Raw genomic sequence first — 15,774 nt, forward strand, 5'->3', positions numbered from 1 at the left:
GCTCGTCTCGAGCGCGGTGCGTCGGCGATCCAGCTCAGCCTCGGGCACGTCGAGCGAGATCGCCCGGGTGGGGATGTCGATCGAGATGATGTCGCCGTCCTCGACGAGCGCGATCACGCCGCCCGCCGCCGCCTCGGGGGAGACGTGCCCGATCGACAGGCCGGAGGTGCCGCCGGAGAAGCGACCGTCGGTGATCAGCGCGCAGGCCTTGCCCAGGCCGCGGCCCTTGAGGAACGAGGTCGGGTAGAGCATCTCCTGCATGCCGGGACCACCGCGTGGGCCCTCGTAGCGGATGACCACCACGTCGCCCTCCTTGACGTCCTTGGCCAGGATCTTGGAGACCGCCTCCTCCTGCGACTCGCACACCACGGCCGGCCCGGCGAAGGTCCAGATCGAGGGGTCCACGCCGGCGGTCTTGACCACGGCGCCGTCGACGGCGATGTTCCCGCGCAGCACTCCGAGCCCGCCGTCCTTGGTGTAGGCGTGGGCGACGTCGCGGATGCAGCCACCCTCGGCATCGATATCGAGGTCGTTCCAGCGTGCGGACTGCGAGAACGCGGTCGAGGACCGCTGCCCGCCGGGGGCGGCGTGCCAGAGCTCGAACGCCTCGTTGCTCGCCGTGCCGCTGCGGACGTCCCACTCGTCCAGCCACTCGCCGATGGTGGCGGAGTGGATCGTGTGCACGTTCTCCTCCAGCAGCCCGCCGCGGCGCAGCTCGCCCAGCAGAGCGGGGATGCCGCCCGCGCGGTGCACATCCTCCATGTAGTACGTGCGGCTGCCGGCGATGTTCGGGGCGACCTTGGCCAGGCAAGGGACCCGGCGGGAGACGGCGTCGATCTCGTTCAGGCCGAACGGCACACCCGCCTCGTGGGCGGCCGCGAGCAGGTGCAGGATCGTGTTGGTCGAGCCGCCCATCGCGATGTCGAGCGCCATCGCGTTCCCGAACGCCGCCGGGGTGGCGATGTTGAGGGGGAGGACCGAGTCGTCGTCGCCCTCGTAGTAGCGCTTGGCCACGTCGACGACGAGCGAGCCCGCCTTGTCGTACAGCGCGCGCCGTGCGGTGTGGGTCGCGAGCACCGAGCCGTTGCCTGGCAGTGAGAGCCCGATCGCCTCGGTGAGGCAGTTCATCGAGTTGGCGGTGAACATGCCCGAGCAGGAGCCGCAGGTGGGGCAGGCGGCCTCCTCGATGCGGGCGATGTCCTCGTCGGAGACCTTCTCGTTGACGGCCTCGCTCATCGCGTCCACGAGGTCGAGGGTGCGGATCGAACCGTCCTCGAGCGTGGTGCGGCCGGATTCCATCGGGCCGCCGGAGACGAACACGGTGGGGATGTTGAGGCGCAGCGCTGCCAGCAGCATGCCGGGCGTGATCTTGTCGCAGTTGGAGATGCATACGAGGGCGTCGGCGCAGTGGGCGTTGACCATGTACTCGACCGAGTCGGCGATCAGGTCGCGGCTCGGCAGCGAGTAGAGCATGCCGCCGTGGCCCATCGCGATGCCGTCGTCCACGGCGATCGTGTTGAACTCGCGCGGGATGCCGCCCGCCTCGGTGATCGCGTCGGAGACGATCCGGCCCACCGGGGCGAGGTGGGTGTGGCCGGGCACGAACTCGGTGAACGAGTTCGCGACGGCGATGATCGGCTTGCGACCGAGGTCGCCACCCGGGACGCCGGCTGCGCGGAAGAGCGCACGCGCTCCCGCCATGTTGCGACCGTGGGTGACCGTGCGAGAGCGATAGTCGGGCATGAGACCAGTCAGTCAGGTTTGCTGACGCCGTGCAAGATACCGGCTGTACTAGTACTCGCAGTACCATCAACCGGTGATTCGCCCCCGTACCCCGCAACGCGAGCAGCTCGGTGAGTTCCTCACGAGCCGGCGTCGGGGAATGAGTCGTTCCGCCGTCGGCCTGCCGCCCACCGGGCGGCGCAGCGACACCGGGCTGAGCCGCGAGGAGATCGCGACCCTCGCCGGGGTCAGCGGCAGCTGGTACACGTGGCTCGAGCAGGGGCGTGACATCAACGTCTCACGGCAGGTGCTCGCCGCCGTGGCGCGCGTGCTCGATCTCACCTCGGCCGAGACCGAGTACGTGATCACGCTCGCCGAGCGTGAGGCGACCCCTGTGGACGACGAGCCCGAGGGCATGCCCGAGCACCTCCAGCACCTGCTGGACGCGCTCGCCTTCCCGGCCTTCGCCGTCGCCAACGACTGGACGATCGCCGGCTGGAACGCGGCATACGCCTGGCTCTACCCGCCGATCGCGGGCGTGGATGCGGCGGACCGCAACCTGCTCTGGCTCGTCTACACGGACCCCGGGCTGCGCGAGTTGCTACCCGACTGGGAGCAGGACAGCCGCCGGTTCCTCGCCGAGTTCCGCGCCGAGTCGGGGGTGCGACTCGGGGCGCCGCGACACAAGGCGTTGGTGGATCGACTGAGCGAGGCGAGCGCCGATTTCCGCGCGCAGTGGGCCGAGCTCACGGTCGAACGGTTCGCGAGCCGCCGCCGCACCTTCCGCCACCGCGACGACGGCGTGCTCGCGTTCGAGCACCACCGGGTGGTCCCGGATGGGACCTCCGGCCTCCACGTGGTCATGTACGTGCCGGCCTGACATGCCCTAGTCTGGCGGCGGCGCGCAGGAACGCCCGGTGTCCGCTCGAAGAGGCTCAGCCTCCCTGTGACTTTCTCCGTTGGTGTGTCGACCTCTTCTCGCACCCGACCTCGCGGACGCCGGGTGGATGAGAGGAGGCCGTCATGGCCAGCACGCTCCCCGAGAACCCGTCGATCGATCGGCTCCGCCGCCAGTCCCGTGAGCTGCAGCACGCGCTCGACCGGCCCGCCACGCCCGCGCGCCGCTCCGAGGCGGTTGCCGACGTCCGGCGGCACCATCCTCGGCCCGACATCGCGCTGGCGGCGGTGCCCCAGGGCGGTGCAGGCAGCTTCGCGCTCCACGACGCGCAGCTGACTGTGGCGAGGCGCTATGGCTTCAGCGGCTGGCCCGCGCTGGTGGACTACCTCCAGCTCGCGGCGCCGCTGACGGTGGACCCCGCTGCCGTGGAGCTCGATCGACTGAGCCCGACCGACCGGTTCTGCGCGCTCGCCTCCCTCGGCTACCACCGCGACGACGCGCCGCCACGCTGGCAGCAGGCCGCCGAGCTGCTCACCGCCGAGATGCTCGCCGACAGCATCTGGGCAGCGTGCGCGGCTGCGGACCTCGGGGCGGTCCGCGACCACCTCCGCCGCTCGCCGGCGCTGGCGCGCACCGACGGCGGCCCGTTCGGTTGGGCCCCGTTGGTCCAGCTCTGCTACTCCCGGCTGCATGTCGGCGTCCCTCGTCGGCCAGACGCGGCTGCGGTCGCCGCGGCACTGCTCGACGCCGGTGCTGACCCGAACGCGGGTTACCTCTGGTGCGGTCTCTCGACACCGTTCACCGCGCTGACCGGGGTCTTCGGCGGCGGCGAGCAGGGTATTCGGCGGCAGCCACCGCACCCTGACGAGGCGCCGCTCGCTGAGCTGCTGCTGCGTCGCGGCGCGCACCCGGTGGACCAGCAGGCGCTGTACAACCGCATGTTCGTGCCGGACGACTCGCACCTGCGGACGCTCTTCGCGCACGGTCTCGCCGATGCCGGCCCCGGCCCGTGGGAGGTGCGGCTGGGCGAGGCGATCCCGACCCGCGCCCAGATGTGGCGCCAGCAGGTCGACTGGGCCGCGAGCCACGGGTTCACCGACAGGCTGGCGTTGCTGGCTGAGCACGGCATCGACGTCACCGGCGTGACGGTGGCCGATGCGGCTGCGATTCCTGAGGATCCGAACGAGACCGATGACCGCGGCATCACCGCCCTGCACGAGGCCGCGTGGGCGGGTGACCTCGACCGGGTCCGGGCGCTGCTCGCGGCCGGCGCCGATCCGACCCGGCGTGACCACGTCCACGGCACCACGCCGCTGGGCTGGGCCGAGCACGCCTTCCAGGACGAGGCGGCCGCACTGCTGCGCGAGCGCGAGTAATCCTGCCCGCGTCTCAGCCCACCGCGTCGAGACGATGGACGGCGATGGTCAGCCAGTCGTCGACGTCGGCTGGGCTGTGGTGGCGGATCGACCAGTCGACCTGGCGCAGCGCGAGGTGTGCGCGGTAGGCGAGCAATCGGTCCGCACGGACCGCCTCCAGCAGCCGCTCGTCGACGTGTGCTCGGACCGCAGCGTCGGTACGCCGCCGCGCGAGGTCGAACGCCAGTACCTCGATCGAGAACCAGCGGTCGCCGCGGCCCCAGCCGTCCCAGTCGACGATGCCGGTGAGTCGACCGTCGGCGTCGACCAGCACGTTGCCGGGGTGGAAGTCGAGGTGGACGAGGTCGTCACCGTCGAGGTGGTCGATGTGCTGCCCGATCTCGCGGACCCGCCTCAGCAGGGCACGGGTCCGGTCGTCGTAGCCGGCCAGGGACTCGTGGAGGCAGAACCCGGGGCCGCTCGCGGTGAGGTGCAGCGGCGCTGGCGTGAGGTCGGACCGCTCTGCCAGCAGCCCGTCCCAGGCGGCAGCCGCGGCCAGCATCTCGTGCACGAGTTCTGGCTCGACCCGCTCGGGCGCCGAGCCAGGTAGTCGATCCTGCACCACCGCGTGCGTCTCGCCCACGCGCGCGATCAGGTCGTAGCGCGGGACCGGCACACCGCGGGCGCGGGCCAGGTCGAGCACGTCGGCTGTCTGCCGCAGCGCCGCCTCCGAGGCTGCCGATCCGTCGCCCGCCCGGGTCAGCACGCCCTCGTGACCATCGGGCCACCGCACGAACGCCGCCCCGACCTCGCCGCCCGGTGCGGCCCCGATCAACTCCAGTCTCACGCCGGCGCGTGCCAGCGCCGCGAGCACGCGCGGTGCGTCGAGGCGTGGGACTGCGGGCGGGATCGAGTCGAACTCGCCGGAGCCCCTGACGCTCACCCCAGCACCTCGCGCGCGATCAGGGCCGCCTGCACGCGCGAGGCGACCCCGAGCTTGGCGAGGACACGGGAGACGTGAGTCTTCGCCGTCGCCTCGGTGATGACCAGGTCCTCGGCGATCTGGGCGTTGGACAGGCCGCGCCCGAGGGCGCCGAGCACGTCGCGCTCGCGCTCGGTCAGGCTGTCCACGGCGGTGCTCGCTACCGTCGGCACCGCGGGCTCTGGCGTCCCCGCCACGGCCGCGTCGAGGACCCGGCGCACCACCTCGGGCGCGAGCGCGCCGTCGCCCGCGGCCACGCGCCGCACAGCGCCTAGCAACTCATCCGGCGTCGCCGACTTGAGCAGGAAGCCGGCGGCCCCGGCGCGCAACGCCCCGAACACGGCGTCGTCGAGGTCGAACGTGGTGAGAACGAGCACCTGCGCGAGGCCCTCGCCCGTGACCTGCCGGGTCGCCTCGATCCCGTCCACACCGGGCATGCGCACGTCCATGAGCACCACATCGGGGCGCAGCGCGCGGGCGTTGGTGACGGCGGCGGCACCGTCGGCCGCCTCGCCGACCACCTCGATGTCCTCGGCGGCCTCGAGCACCATCCGCAGCCCGGCCCGGACCGCCGCGTGGTCATCGGCCAGCAGAACTCGCACGCTCATCCCGATCCCCGATCTCGATGGACCCTCACCGTATGACCTCCGCCGTGGGGAGTCGGGCGGCGACGGTCCAGGTGCCCGCCCCTTCGTCGATCGTCACGCGGCCGCCGACGGCGTGAGCCCGCTCGGTCATGCTCGTCACCCCGAGCCCGGTGCCGCGTTCGCCGTGCTCGACGGCGTTGCTCACCTCGAGCCGCACGTGTCCGTTCTCGCGGCTCAGGCACACTGCGGCGGTTCCCGCCGCGCCGTGTCGTGCCGCGTTGGTCAGGGCCTCCTGCAGGATCCGATAGCCAGCCCGGTCCACGACCGGACTGAGCGGTGCCAGCGCACCGGGCGGCACGCCGTCGAGCGTGGTCCCGTCGAACCGCGCGAGCAGGTCGGCACCATCCTCGGTCAGCACGGGGGCGACCGGTTCGTTCTCGCCCTCGGCGGCGAGCACGTCGATCATGGTGCGGAGCTCGGCGAGGGCGTGCAGGCCGTTCTCGCGCACAGCCGCGAGCGACTCGCGATCCGCCGGACCAGGTGGAGCCGCCAGTGCCGCGCCTGCACGGATCACGAGAGCCGAGACATCGCCGGCCACGGAGTCGTGCAGCTCGCGCGCCATGCGTGAGCGCTCAGCCTGCACCGCGCCGCGGCGCTCGGCGTCCTGTGCGCGCGCCTGCTCCGCTGCACGTGCGGCCTCCAGCTCCGCGCGGGCGGTCGCGGCCTCGGCGAGCTCGCTCCGGTGCCGCACGTCCATGGCCCACCACACCGGGATCAGCAACATCGCCGCGATCTGCAGCGTGAGCCCGGCCGTGGTCTGGAAGCTCAGCCCGCCCAGGACCGCCGCGATGACGACCCCCGCGACCACCACGCCGGCGCCGAAGCGCACCACCCGACGCAGCCGCTCCGACCCGAACCGCTCGGCCGAGTAGATCCCGTCGAACAGCACCAGCAGCAGTGCGAGCGAACCGCCGATCGCGGCGTCGGCGACGAATGCGGGTACGGCCAGTCCGAGCGTGATCGCGGGGTGCGACTTGCGCACCGCGTTGCCGGCGCACCCGACGAGCAAGGGGACCACGTGCCACCAGGCGGGCGTGTCCCAGCTGGCGTCCAGCCAGATGCCCTTGAGCCCGAGCGCGATCGCCACCAGACCGACGAGCAGCAGCCCGAGCGCGCTGATCGGGCCGGCGTCGTCGGAGTATCCGCGACCCAGCCGCCGCAGCGCGCTCAGCAGGGCTTTCACGCCACCATCCCAGCACAGCCGAACACTCCGCGTGTCGGTCGAAGGATGTACGGCTGCGCGCGCAGGTTCACGCTGTCGACCGACGTGCTGCGGGTGCCGCGGGCGCAGAGTCGAGGCATGACAGAGTTGCTCGCCCCGCTCGTGGCTCTCGCACTCGTGGACTCCACCAGCTTCGGTACCCTGCTGATCCCGCTGTGGCTGCTGCTGGCGCCGGGTCGGCTGCGGGTGCACCGGGTGCTGATCTTCCTCGGCACAGTCGCGGTGTACTACTTCGTGCTCGGTGTCGCTCTGCTCGCCGGTGCCACGTGGCTCACGGACACGCTCGGCGGGTTCCTCGCGACCCCGGCCGCCGCCTGGGCACAGCTCGCGCTCGGTGTCGGACTGTTCGTGCTCTCCTTCAAGCTCGACCCGAAGGCGAACAAGAAGGAGGCGAGACAAGAGGCGAGCGTGGCAGGCAGCGCCGGTGCCGCCGCCGCGCAGCCTACGGAGCCCACCGACGCGGAGCCGGCACCGGTCCGACCCGGGAGGGTCACGCGCTGGCGTTCGCGCGCGATGGGTGCCGAGGGCGCAGGCTCGCTGCTCGCGCTCATCGGGCTGGCGCTGGCGGCCGCCGGCATCGAGACCGCGAGCATGTTGCCGTACCTGTCAGCGATCGGGCTGCTCACCGCGTCCGACCTCACGGTGGCCGCAGGTGTGCCGGTCCTGGCCGGCTACTGCCTCGTGATGATCCTGCCGGCGCTGGTGCTGCTGGCGGTCCGTGTGCTGGCCTATGCCTGGGTGCGAGGGCCGCTGGAGCGGTTCGAGGCGTGGATGTCGAAGTCGGCGGCGTCGATGACCGCGTGGATCGTGGGGATCCTCGGGGTGCTGCTGGCTCTCGACGCGCTGGGCAGGGTCGGGATCCCCGGTGTGACCGGGCCCGGCTGAGCCTGCTGTCAGCCGGGGACTGGGCCCACCGCTTCCGCACTGGGCGGGTGCCACCCACCTTGGGCGAGGGCCTCGGCGATCGGGACGTCGCCGTCGTTGAACTCGTAGATCTTGCCCACCGTGCCAGGGCTGTCGAAGGTGGCAGCGATCGTGGCCGCGACGTTGCCCCTGCTCACCGCACCCGCGGACTGGTCGGCGCCGACGCTGATCTTGCCGGTCGGGTCGTCATCGGTGAGCCGGCTCGGTCGCAGGATCGTCCAGGAGAGGTTCGTGAGGGCGAGGTGGCCGTCGGCGGCCGACTTCGCTTGCGCGTACGGGAAGAAGCTGGAGTCCGGCGGGGTGTCGTGCTCGGGGCCTGCGCCGAAGTAGCTGACCATGACGAACCGCTTCATGCCCACGCTCGCCGCGGCGTCCATGGTGCGGATGGCGGCGTCACGGTCCACGGCGTAGGTGCGGCGCGGGTCGCCGCCGCCGGCGCCGGCCGACCAGATCACGGACTTGTGACCGCGCAGCAGGTTCGCGATGCCGCGCGTGTCGTGATGCTCGATGTCGGCGAGCATCCCGTGCGCGCCCGTGTCCTCCACGGCCGGGATCTGGTCCGGGTTGCGCACCACCCCGAACACGCTGTGCCCCGCCGCCACGAGCAGCGGCAACGCCAGCTGGGCGACCTTGCCATGAGCTCCGACCACCACGATGTCCGCCATGCTCCGACGGTAGCCCTCCAGCGCGTCGGCGTCATGCGCTCGGTCGTCAGGTGACCTCGAGCGCGCGAGCGAGAGGGACGCCGGGGCGGTAGGCGAGGTGGCGGTAGCTGGGGGCATCGAGGACCGTGAGGTCGGCGCGGGCGCCGGGGCGCAGGTGACCCACGTCGTCGCGCTGCAGGGCCTGCGCCCCGCCGAGGTTGGCCGCGGCGAGCGCCTCCGCGGGGGTCATCCGCATCTCCCTGACGGCGAGCGCGATCGCCAGCGGCATCGAGGAGGAGTAGCCGCTGCCGGGGTTGCAGTCGGTCGCGAGGGCGAGCATGGCGCCGGCTTCGAGCAGCCGCCGCGCGTCGGGGTACGGGGAGCGGGTGGAGAACTCGATCGTCGGGAGGAGGGTCGCGACCGTGGTCCCGGTGGCCAGGGCATCGACATCCGCGGCGCTCAGGTGCGTGCAGTGGTCCACGCTCGCCGCGCCGAGCTCGACCGCGAGCCGCACGCCCGGACCTTCGCTGAGCTGGTTCCCGTGCACCCGCAGTCCCAAACCGGCCCGCTGCCCGGCGAGCAGGATCTCCCGGGAGGCATCGCCGTCGAACGCCGTGGGGGAGGCGGGTTCGCAGAACACGTCGATCCAACGGGCGTGCGGGGCGCACGCGGTGAGCATCGGGCCGGTGACGAGATCGACGTAGTCGCGCTCCCGGCCGCTGAACTCCGGCGGCACCACGTGCGCGCCGAGGTACGTGACGTCCTCCGTGACCTCGCGCGCGAGCCGCAGCGCGCGGACCTCGTTCTCGACGTCCAGCCCGTAGCCGCCCTTGACCTCGACGGCGGTGGTCCCTTGGGCGCGCATCTCGCCGACGAGCCGGGCGAGGTTCGCGCGCAGTTGTTCGTCGCTGGCCGCGCGGGTGGCGGCGACCGTGCCGGCGATGCCACCGCCGTCGTAGGGCCGGCCGGCCATGCGCGCCTCGAACTCCTCGGCGCGGTCTCCGGCAAAGACCAGGTGGGTGTGGGAGTCGACGAACCCGGGGATCACGGCGCGACCACCGACATCGATCTGCTCATCTGCGGGCGGCGCCTGGCTCGCGTGCCCCACCCAGGTGACCCGACCGCCGTCGAGCACGACCGCGGCATCGGTGACGATGCCGAGCTCGCCGTTGAAGCGCTCGTCGTTCGTGACGAGCTCAGCGATGCCCGTGATGGCCGTGCTCATCGCGCCTCCAGTCGTGTTGCGTCGTCTGCCCTGACGCTATGGCCTTCCCGCCCTTACGCGCGTGACACGCAGTCGACAGCCGAGGTCAGCAGCGCGCCGACGTCGCCCAGCGTGTGGGTCCCGTGGCGGACGATGACCTCACCTCCGACGACGACGGTGCGCACGTCCGCGCCGGTCGCCACCTGGATCGCCTGGGTCGGGTCGGTGCCGGCAGTGCGTGGGGTGGTGAGGCCGAGGGCAACGAGATCGGCCGGGGCGCCGACCTCGATCCGGCCGCCTGGCTGGCCGAGTGCGCGGTGGCCGTGCTCGGTGGCGAACCGAAGCAACTGGTCCGGGCCGAAGCCTGCGCGCTCGCCGGTGCGTAGCCGTTCGTGGGCGTCGAGGCGTTGCGCTTCGACCAGGATGTCGCTGCTCACGTGCTGGTCCGTGCCGAGGCAGAGCGGGCTTCCCGCGGCAGCGAGTTCAGGGAACGGGCCGATGCCGTCGGCAAGGTCGGCCTCGGTGATGGGGCAGGCGCACACATGCGTGCCGGATTCCCCGAGCAGCGCGATGTCGGTGGGGCTGAGATGGATGGCATGCACCGCCGTCGTGCGAGGGCCGAGTAGGCCATGATCGGCGAGCAGGCGAGTGGGAGTGACACCGTGGGCGGCGCGGCACGCCTCGTTCTCGGCAGGCTGCTCCGACAGGTGGACATGCAGCGGCTCGTCGGGCTCGAGCGCGTCGCGGACGACGGTGAGCTGGTCAGCCGGCACGGCGCGCACCGAGTGCACCGCGGCGCCGATCACCACATGGTCGGTCGCCAGCGCTCGCAACGACGTGTGCCGCTGCGCCCAACGCGCGGCATCGCCATCGGAGAACCGCTGCTGCTCGGGCGCGAGCGGAGCGGAGAAGCCGCCGGTGAGATAGCAGGTGTCGAGGAGCGTGAGCCGGATCCCCGCGTCCGTGGCCGCCTGCACGAGCGCGCGCGCCATCGCGAGCGGATCCTCGTACGGTGTGCGGTCCGGGCGATGGTGCACGTAGTGGAACTCGCCCACCGCGGTGATCCCGGCCAGCGCCATCTCGGCGTAGGTGGCCCGGGCCAGGGCGAGATAGGAGTCCGGATCGAGGCGGTTCGCCACGGCGTACATCCGCTCCCGCCACGTCCAGAACGTGCCGCCGGCATCGTGCGTGCGGCCCCGCAGCGCCCGATGGAACGCGTGCGAGTGCGCGTTCGCGAGCCCGGGGATCACCAGACCGGGCAGGCGCTCGTCGCCGGGCTGCGGATCGGCGCCCACCTCGATCCCCGCGATCGCCCCGCCCGAGGTGACGAGCCGCACCCGGGAGGCGACGCCGTCGGGCAGGTGGGCGAGCTCGCACCAGAACGTGCTCACCGGGTCACTCCCCGAGGCTCGCGGTACCACCTCGGGGAAGGGGTGGCTCACGCCAACTCCTCGATCACCCTCGCGAGGTCGGCTACGCCGGCCAAGCAGTCGGCCTCCTCGGCATGCTCCTCGGGGGAGTGGCTCACGCCGGTCGGATTACGGACGAACAGCATCGCGGTGGGGATGCCGGAGGCGGAGAGGATGCCGGCATCGTGACCGGCCCCGGTCGGGAGCACCGGAACGTCGCCGAGCAGCGCGGCCAGGCGGTCCCGCAACGGCCCATCGAAATCGGTCGACGGCGTCCAGGACTCCTCCATTGCCTCGATCCCGACGGCGGTGCTCACCTCCGCAACGACGCGGCGCACCGCCTCGGGATCGGCACCGCGGGCATCGAGCCAGGCCGTCACCTGCGACGGGATCGCGTTGACGCCGTTGGGCAGTACCTGCACCTTGCCGATCGTGGCGACCGTGCCCTGCTGCTGCGCCGCCGCGCGGGCGGTGGTCACCGCGGTGGCGAGGCGGAGCATCGGGTCGTCGCGGTCCTCGAGGCGGGTGGTGCCGGCGTGGTCGGCGTGGCCGTGCAGGTCGAGGCGCCAGCGGCCGTGGGGCCAGATCGCGCTCGCCACGCCCACCGGGTCGCCCGAATCGATCAAGGCCCTGCCCTGCTCCACGTGCAGCTCCACGAACACCCCGATGCGGCGCAGCGTCTCCTCGTCGCGGCCCACGTGCCCAGGATCCAGGCCGGCGGCAGCCATCGCCTCGGCCATGCTCACGCTTTCGGCATCGGTCAGCGCTCGGCCGCGATCGGCGTCGAGCACGCCAGTGAGCAGCCGCGACCCCGCGCAGGCGACGCCGAACCGCGCACCCTCCTCGTCGGCGAAGCAGGCGATCCCGATCGGCTGCTCCGGTTCCCGCCCGGTCGCACGCAACAGCTCCAGCGCCGCGAATGCCGAGACGATCCCGAGCGGGCCGTCGAACGCCCCGCCATCGGGGACCGAGTCGAGGTGGGAGCCGAGCACGAGCGGCGGGGTGCCGGCGGCCACCGCGGCGTCCGGGTCGCCGGTCCACGCCCACAGATTCCCGACCCGGTCGGTCACGACCTCCATGCCCAGCGCGGCCGCACGCCCGATGAACCACTCCCGCAGCGTCGCGTCCTCGCGGGACCACGCGAACCGGCGGTACCCGCCGGAGCGAGAATCGCGGCCAACGCCGCCCAACGCATCCCAATCCGAACGGAAGGCACGGGCGGCGGCCGGGTCTGCGCCGTCGGGCATCCCGACCTCCCAGCGAACTCGGCGATCGGGAGAGGGGGTGGATGGGCCGGGTGCCATCAGCCCTCCCGCATCGGCACGCGCACGCCGCGCTCGGCGGCGACCTCGTCGGCGCGGTCGTACCCCGCGTCGACGTGTCGGATCACGCCGATGCCGGGGTCGTTGGTGAGCACGCGTTCGAGCTTGGCGGCGGCGAGGTCGGTGCCGTCGGCGAGCGAGACCTGGCCAGCGTGGATCGAGCGCCCGATACCGACGCCGCCGCCGTGGTGGATCGAGACCCACGTCGCCCCGGATGAGGTGGCGGTGAGCGCGTTGAGGAGCGGCCAGTCGGCGATGGCGTCGGAGCCGTCGGCCATCGCTTCGGTCTCGCGGTAGGGGGAGGCGACCGACCCGGCGTCGAGGTGGTCGCGGCCGATGACGATCGGTGCACTGATCTCGCCGGAGGCCACCAGCTCGTTGAACCGCAGCCCAGCGCGCTCGCGCTCCCCGTACCCGAGCCAGCAGATCCGGGCGGGCAGTCCCTGGAACGCGACCTTCTCCTGCGCGGCCGTGATCCAGCGGTGCAGGTGCTCGTTCTCACCGAACAGGTCCATCACGGCGCGGTCGGTCACCTCGATGTCGCGCGGATCTCCCGAGAGTGCCGCCCACCGGAACGGGCCCTTGCCTTCGCAGAACAGCGGCCGGATATATGCGGGCACGAAGCCGGGGAAGGCGAAAGCCTGGTCGAACCCGCCCTGGCGGGCTTCGTCGCGGATCGAGTTGCCGTAGTCGAACACCTCGGCCCCGGCGTCCATGAACCCGACCATCGCCTCCACATGGCGGGCCATCGACTCCCGCGCCCGGTCGGTGAACTCCTCGGGTTTCTTCTCGGCGTAGTCCGCCCATTCCTCGAGCGGGACCCCGGTCGGCAGGTAGGACAGCGGGTCGTGCGCGGAGGTCTGGTCGGTGACGACATCGATCTCGACGCCGCGCCGCAGCAGCTCGGGGAATACCTCCGCGGTGTTGCCCACCAGACCCACGGAGAGCGGCCGCCGAGCGGCCTTGGCCTCCACGCAGCGCCCGACGGCGTCGCTCAGGTCGTCGGCGACGACGTCCAGATAGCGGTGGTCCACTCGGCGATGGAGGCGGGCCGGGTCCACGTCGATCACCAGGCACACGCCCGCGTTGAGCGTCACGGCGAGCGGCTGCGCCCCGCCCATTCCGCCGCAGCCGCCGGTGAGCGTCAGCGTGCCCGCCAACGTCCCGCCGAACCGCTTCGCGGCCACGGCGGCGAACGTCTCGTAGGTGCCCTGCAGGATCCCCTGGGTGCCGATGTAGATCCAGGACCCGGCGGTCATCTGCCCGTACATCGTCAAGCCCAGGTGTTCCAGGCGCCGGAACTCGGGCCAGGTGGCCCAGTCGCCCACGAGGTTGGAATTCGCGATCAGTACGCGCGGCGCCCATTCGTGGGTGCGGAACACCCCGACGGGGCGACCCGATTGCACCAGCATCGTCTCGTCGTCGGCGAGGGTGGTGAGCGTGCGGACCATCGCGTCGAACGAGTTCCAGTCGCGGGCGGCGCGGCCGGTGCCGCCGTAGACCACGAGGTCGTCGGGCCGTTCGGCGACCTCAGGGTCGAGGTTGTTCATCAGCATCCGCAGCGGGGCTTCCGTGCTCCAGCTGCGGGCGGTGAGCGTGGTACCCCGAGGGGCTCGGACTGGACGTGCACCTTCCATGCTCGCCACGGTAACGACGCTCGGCCACCGGCGTCAGCGGATCTCCTGCCACGATGAGGCGGTGAGTGATGACGTGCTGCCGGGAGCAGTGCAGCGGCTGGCGGCGGTGACCTATATCGACTACGCCGACTGCGACGTGCGATACACCACCGAGCCTGCCCCGGATGAGCTGGTGAGCAGGCTGCACCTGGTCGCCGTCACCGCACACGGTGACGTGGTGGTGAGCCGCTCGGTGCAGGGGTGGCGGGTCCTGCCGGGTGGCACTCGCGAGCCAGGAGAGGCACTGATCGAGCTGGCGCGCCGGGAACTGATCGAGGAGGCCGGTGCGCGGCTGCTCGCCGGCATCGCGCCGTTCTCCTCGTTCGTTTCCCACAGCCGGACGCCCGCGCCGTACCGCCCCCATCTGCCGCACCCGCGCGCGTACTGGCTGCACGCCGTGGCGCAGGTGGAGGTGGTGGGGCCGCCCACCAGCCCGGCTGACGGCGAGCAGATCACCGACGTGCTCCAGCTCCCGCCGCGCGAGGCGGTCGACTACATCGCCGTGCACGATCCGATCCATGCCGACGTGCTCGCCCACGCGATCGCGCTCGGCCTGCTCCCCAGCTCGGATCCCGTGCGAGGTCGCACTTCCGGTCCGAGGTAGCACCGTCGGCGGTGCGAACTCCGCCCCACGGTGCGACCTCGTCGGGTCTGGACGCGTCCAAGGTGAGAGTCGCCCCACCGGCGCCGGCCGGTCTCCGCTACTGTCTGGGAATTACTCGGTAACTAGGGGGTATCGGCGATGGGGACGATGCGTCGGGTCGTGCTGCCGACCCTGAGGCTGATCATCTGGGCGGTGATCGCCGTGGCGCTGTGCGTGATCGCGTTCCGCGAGACCGCGCCCGCACTTGAGCAGACCGACGACGGCGTGGTCGCCCCGGGCGCCGACTTCACCGATCCCGTGGTCGAGGTGGGTCGCCAGGACCTGACCAGCGCCGTCGACCTCACCGGGACCATCGTGCCGGTCGCCGCGACCGAGGTCATCGCGCCCGCCACCGGTACCGCGGTCTACTTCGCGATGCCCTCGGGCCGGCAGGTCAGCGCCAACGAGCCCCTGATGACGTTGCGCAGCACCGAGCCGCGCGAGCCTCGCATCGAGACCGACGACGAGGGCAACGTCACCGAGATCCCGCAGGCCGACGCCGTCACCACCACGACCGTCTACGCCAATGCGGAAGGCGAGATCACCTTCGAGGTCGAGCTCAACGACGAGGTCGCGCAGGGTGACGTCGTGGCACGGATCGACCCGCTGCAGAACTACATCGCCGCCACCGTGCCCGCCGCCTCGCTCTACCGGCTCCTCGACCTGCCTGAGACCGCCGAGGTCACGATCGCCAACGGGCCTGCGCCGTTCGACTGCACCGACCTCACGCTCGAGTCCACCACCAGCGATGGCACCAGCAGCACCGAGCTGCGCTGCGAGGTCCCCGACGGCGTCACCGTCTTCCCCGGCCTCGAGGTGGAGATCGCGATCGTCACCGAGACGGTCGAGGATGCGCTCGTGGTCCCGCTGACGGCGGTCCGCGGCACGGTCACCTCGGGCAGCGTCTGGGTGGTGGGCGACGACGGCGAACCGGTCGAGATCGCCGTCGCGCTCGGCATCAACGACGGCAAGGTCGTCCAGGTCACCGAGGGCCTCGATGGGGGCGAGGAGATCCTGCAGTTCGTTCCCGGCACTCCGGCCGAGTATCCCGAGGGGCAGGAAGGGATGATGGACGACGGCGGTGGTGAGGTGATCGACGACGGCTCGGGCGAGGAGGTCGACGACG

The 15,774-nt window shown here is 72.0% G+C and carries 14 protein-coding genes; 5 read left to right on the forward strand and 9 right to left on the reverse strand.

Features of this window, described 5'->3' with window-relative positions:
- On the reverse strand, nt 1–1,743 hold a 1,743-nt coding region (gene ilvD / locus ACOJSN_RS02530), incomplete at its 3' end, for a dihydroxy-acid dehydratase (RefSeq protein WP_420110937.1).
- Between the two features lie 73 nt (nt 1,744–1,816).
- Between ilvD and ACOJSN_RS02535 the strand changes: the two genes are divergently transcribed.
- Nucleotides 1,817–2,602, forward strand: coding sequence for a helix-turn-helix transcriptional regulator (locus ACOJSN_RS02535; protein WP_420110938.1), 786 nt, complete (start codon nt 1,817–1,819; stop codon nt 2,600–2,602).
- Between the two features lie 143 nt (nt 2,603–2,745).
- Nucleotides 2,746–3,996 (forward strand): ankyrin repeat domain-containing protein, encoded by a 1,251-nt coding sequence (locus ACOJSN_RS02540; RefSeq protein WP_420110939.1) that lies wholly within the window; start codon nt 2,746–2,748, stop codon nt 3,994–3,996.
- Nucleotides 3,997–4,009: 13 nt separating this feature from the next.
- Here the strand turns inward: ACOJSN_RS02540 and ACOJSN_RS02545 are convergent, their stop codons facing one another.
- Genes ACOJSN_RS02545 through ACOJSN_RS02555 form a run of 3 tightly spaced genes read right to left on the reverse strand, consistent with a single transcriptional unit; the run spans nt 4,010 to nt 6,787 of the window.
- The gene (locus tag ACOJSN_RS02545; protein WP_420110940.1) at nt 4,010–4,918 is read right to left on the reverse strand and encodes an aminoglycoside phosphotransferase family protein; all 909 of its coding nucleotides are present in this window, start codon (nt 4,916–4,918) and stop codon (nt 4,010–4,012) included.
- Entirely contained in the window at nt 4,915–5,565 is a 651-nt protein-coding gene (locus ACOJSN_RS02550) for a response regulator (protein WP_420110941.1), read from the reverse strand. The genes ACOJSN_RS02545 and ACOJSN_RS02550 overlap by 4 nt, the downstream gene beginning before the upstream one ends.
- A 25-nt stretch (nt 5,566–5,590) precedes the next feature.
- A complete protein-coding gene (locus ACOJSN_RS02555; protein WP_420110942.1) occupies nt 5,591–6,787 on the reverse strand; it encodes a sensor histidine kinase in 1,197 nt (398 codons plus the stop codon).
- A gap of 117 nt (nt 6,788–6,904) precedes the next feature.
- On the opposite strand from ACOJSN_RS02555, the gene ACOJSN_RS02560 reads away from it, so the two are divergent.
- Nucleotides 6,905–7,711 carry a GAP family protein gene (locus tag ACOJSN_RS02560; RefSeq protein ID WP_420110943.1) on the forward strand — a complete coding sequence of 269 codons (807 nt, stop codon included), beginning with the start codon at nt 6,905–6,907 and terminating at the stop codon, nt 7,709–7,711.
- 8 nt (nt 7,712–7,719) lie between these two features.
- Here the strand turns inward: ACOJSN_RS02560 and ACOJSN_RS02565 are convergent, their stop codons facing one another.
- Genes ACOJSN_RS02565 through hutU form a run of 5 tightly spaced genes read right to left on the reverse strand, consistent with a single transcriptional unit; the run spans nt 7,720 to nt 13,966 of the window.
- Nucleotides 7,720–8,415, reverse strand: a complete 696-nt coding sequence (locus ACOJSN_RS02565; RefSeq protein WP_420110944.1) for an SDR family oxidoreductase — start codon at nt 8,413–8,415, stop codon at nt 7,720–7,722.
- Nucleotides 8,416–8,461: 46 nt separating this feature from the next.
- Complete coding sequence (gene hutI, locus ACOJSN_RS02570; RefSeq protein WP_420110945.1) at nt 8,462–9,619, reverse strand: imidazolonepropionase; 1,158 nt, start codon at nt 9,617–9,619, stop codon at nt 8,462–8,464.
- A gap of 53 nt (nt 9,620–9,672) precedes the next feature.
- Entirely contained in the window at nt 9,673–11,040 is a 1,368-nt protein-coding gene (locus ACOJSN_RS02575) for a formimidoylglutamate deiminase (protein WP_420110946.1), read from the reverse strand.
- A complete protein-coding gene (locus ACOJSN_RS02580) occupies nt 11,037–12,254 on the reverse strand; it encodes an allantoate amidohydrolase (RefSeq protein WP_420110947.1) in 1,218 nt (405 codons plus the stop codon). The genes ACOJSN_RS02575 and ACOJSN_RS02580 overlap by 4 nt, the downstream gene beginning before the upstream one ends.
- A gap of 56 nt (nt 12,255–12,310) precedes the next feature.
- Nucleotides 12,311–13,966, reverse strand: a complete 1,656-nt coding sequence (hutU, locus tag ACOJSN_RS02585; RefSeq protein ID WP_420110948.1) for a urocanate hydratase — start codon at nt 13,964–13,966, stop codon at nt 12,311–12,313.
- Between the two features lie 61 nt (nt 13,967–14,027).
- On the opposite strand from hutU, the gene ACOJSN_RS02590 reads away from it, so the two are divergent.
- A complete protein-coding gene (locus tag ACOJSN_RS02590; RefSeq protein ID WP_420110949.1) occupies nt 14,028–14,609 on the forward strand; it encodes an NUDIX hydrolase in 582 nt (193 codons plus the stop codon).
- A gap of 138 nt (nt 14,610–14,747) precedes the next feature.
- Nucleotides 14,748–15,774: hypothetical protein (locus ACOJSN_RS02595; RefSeq protein WP_420110950.1), on the forward strand; the 1,027-nt coding region annotated here is incomplete at its 3' end.

This window comes from Pseudactinotalea sp., from assembly GCF_048594945.1.
GTDB lineage: Bacteria > Actinomycetota > Actinomycetes > Actinomycetales > Beutenbergiaceae > Pseudactinotalea.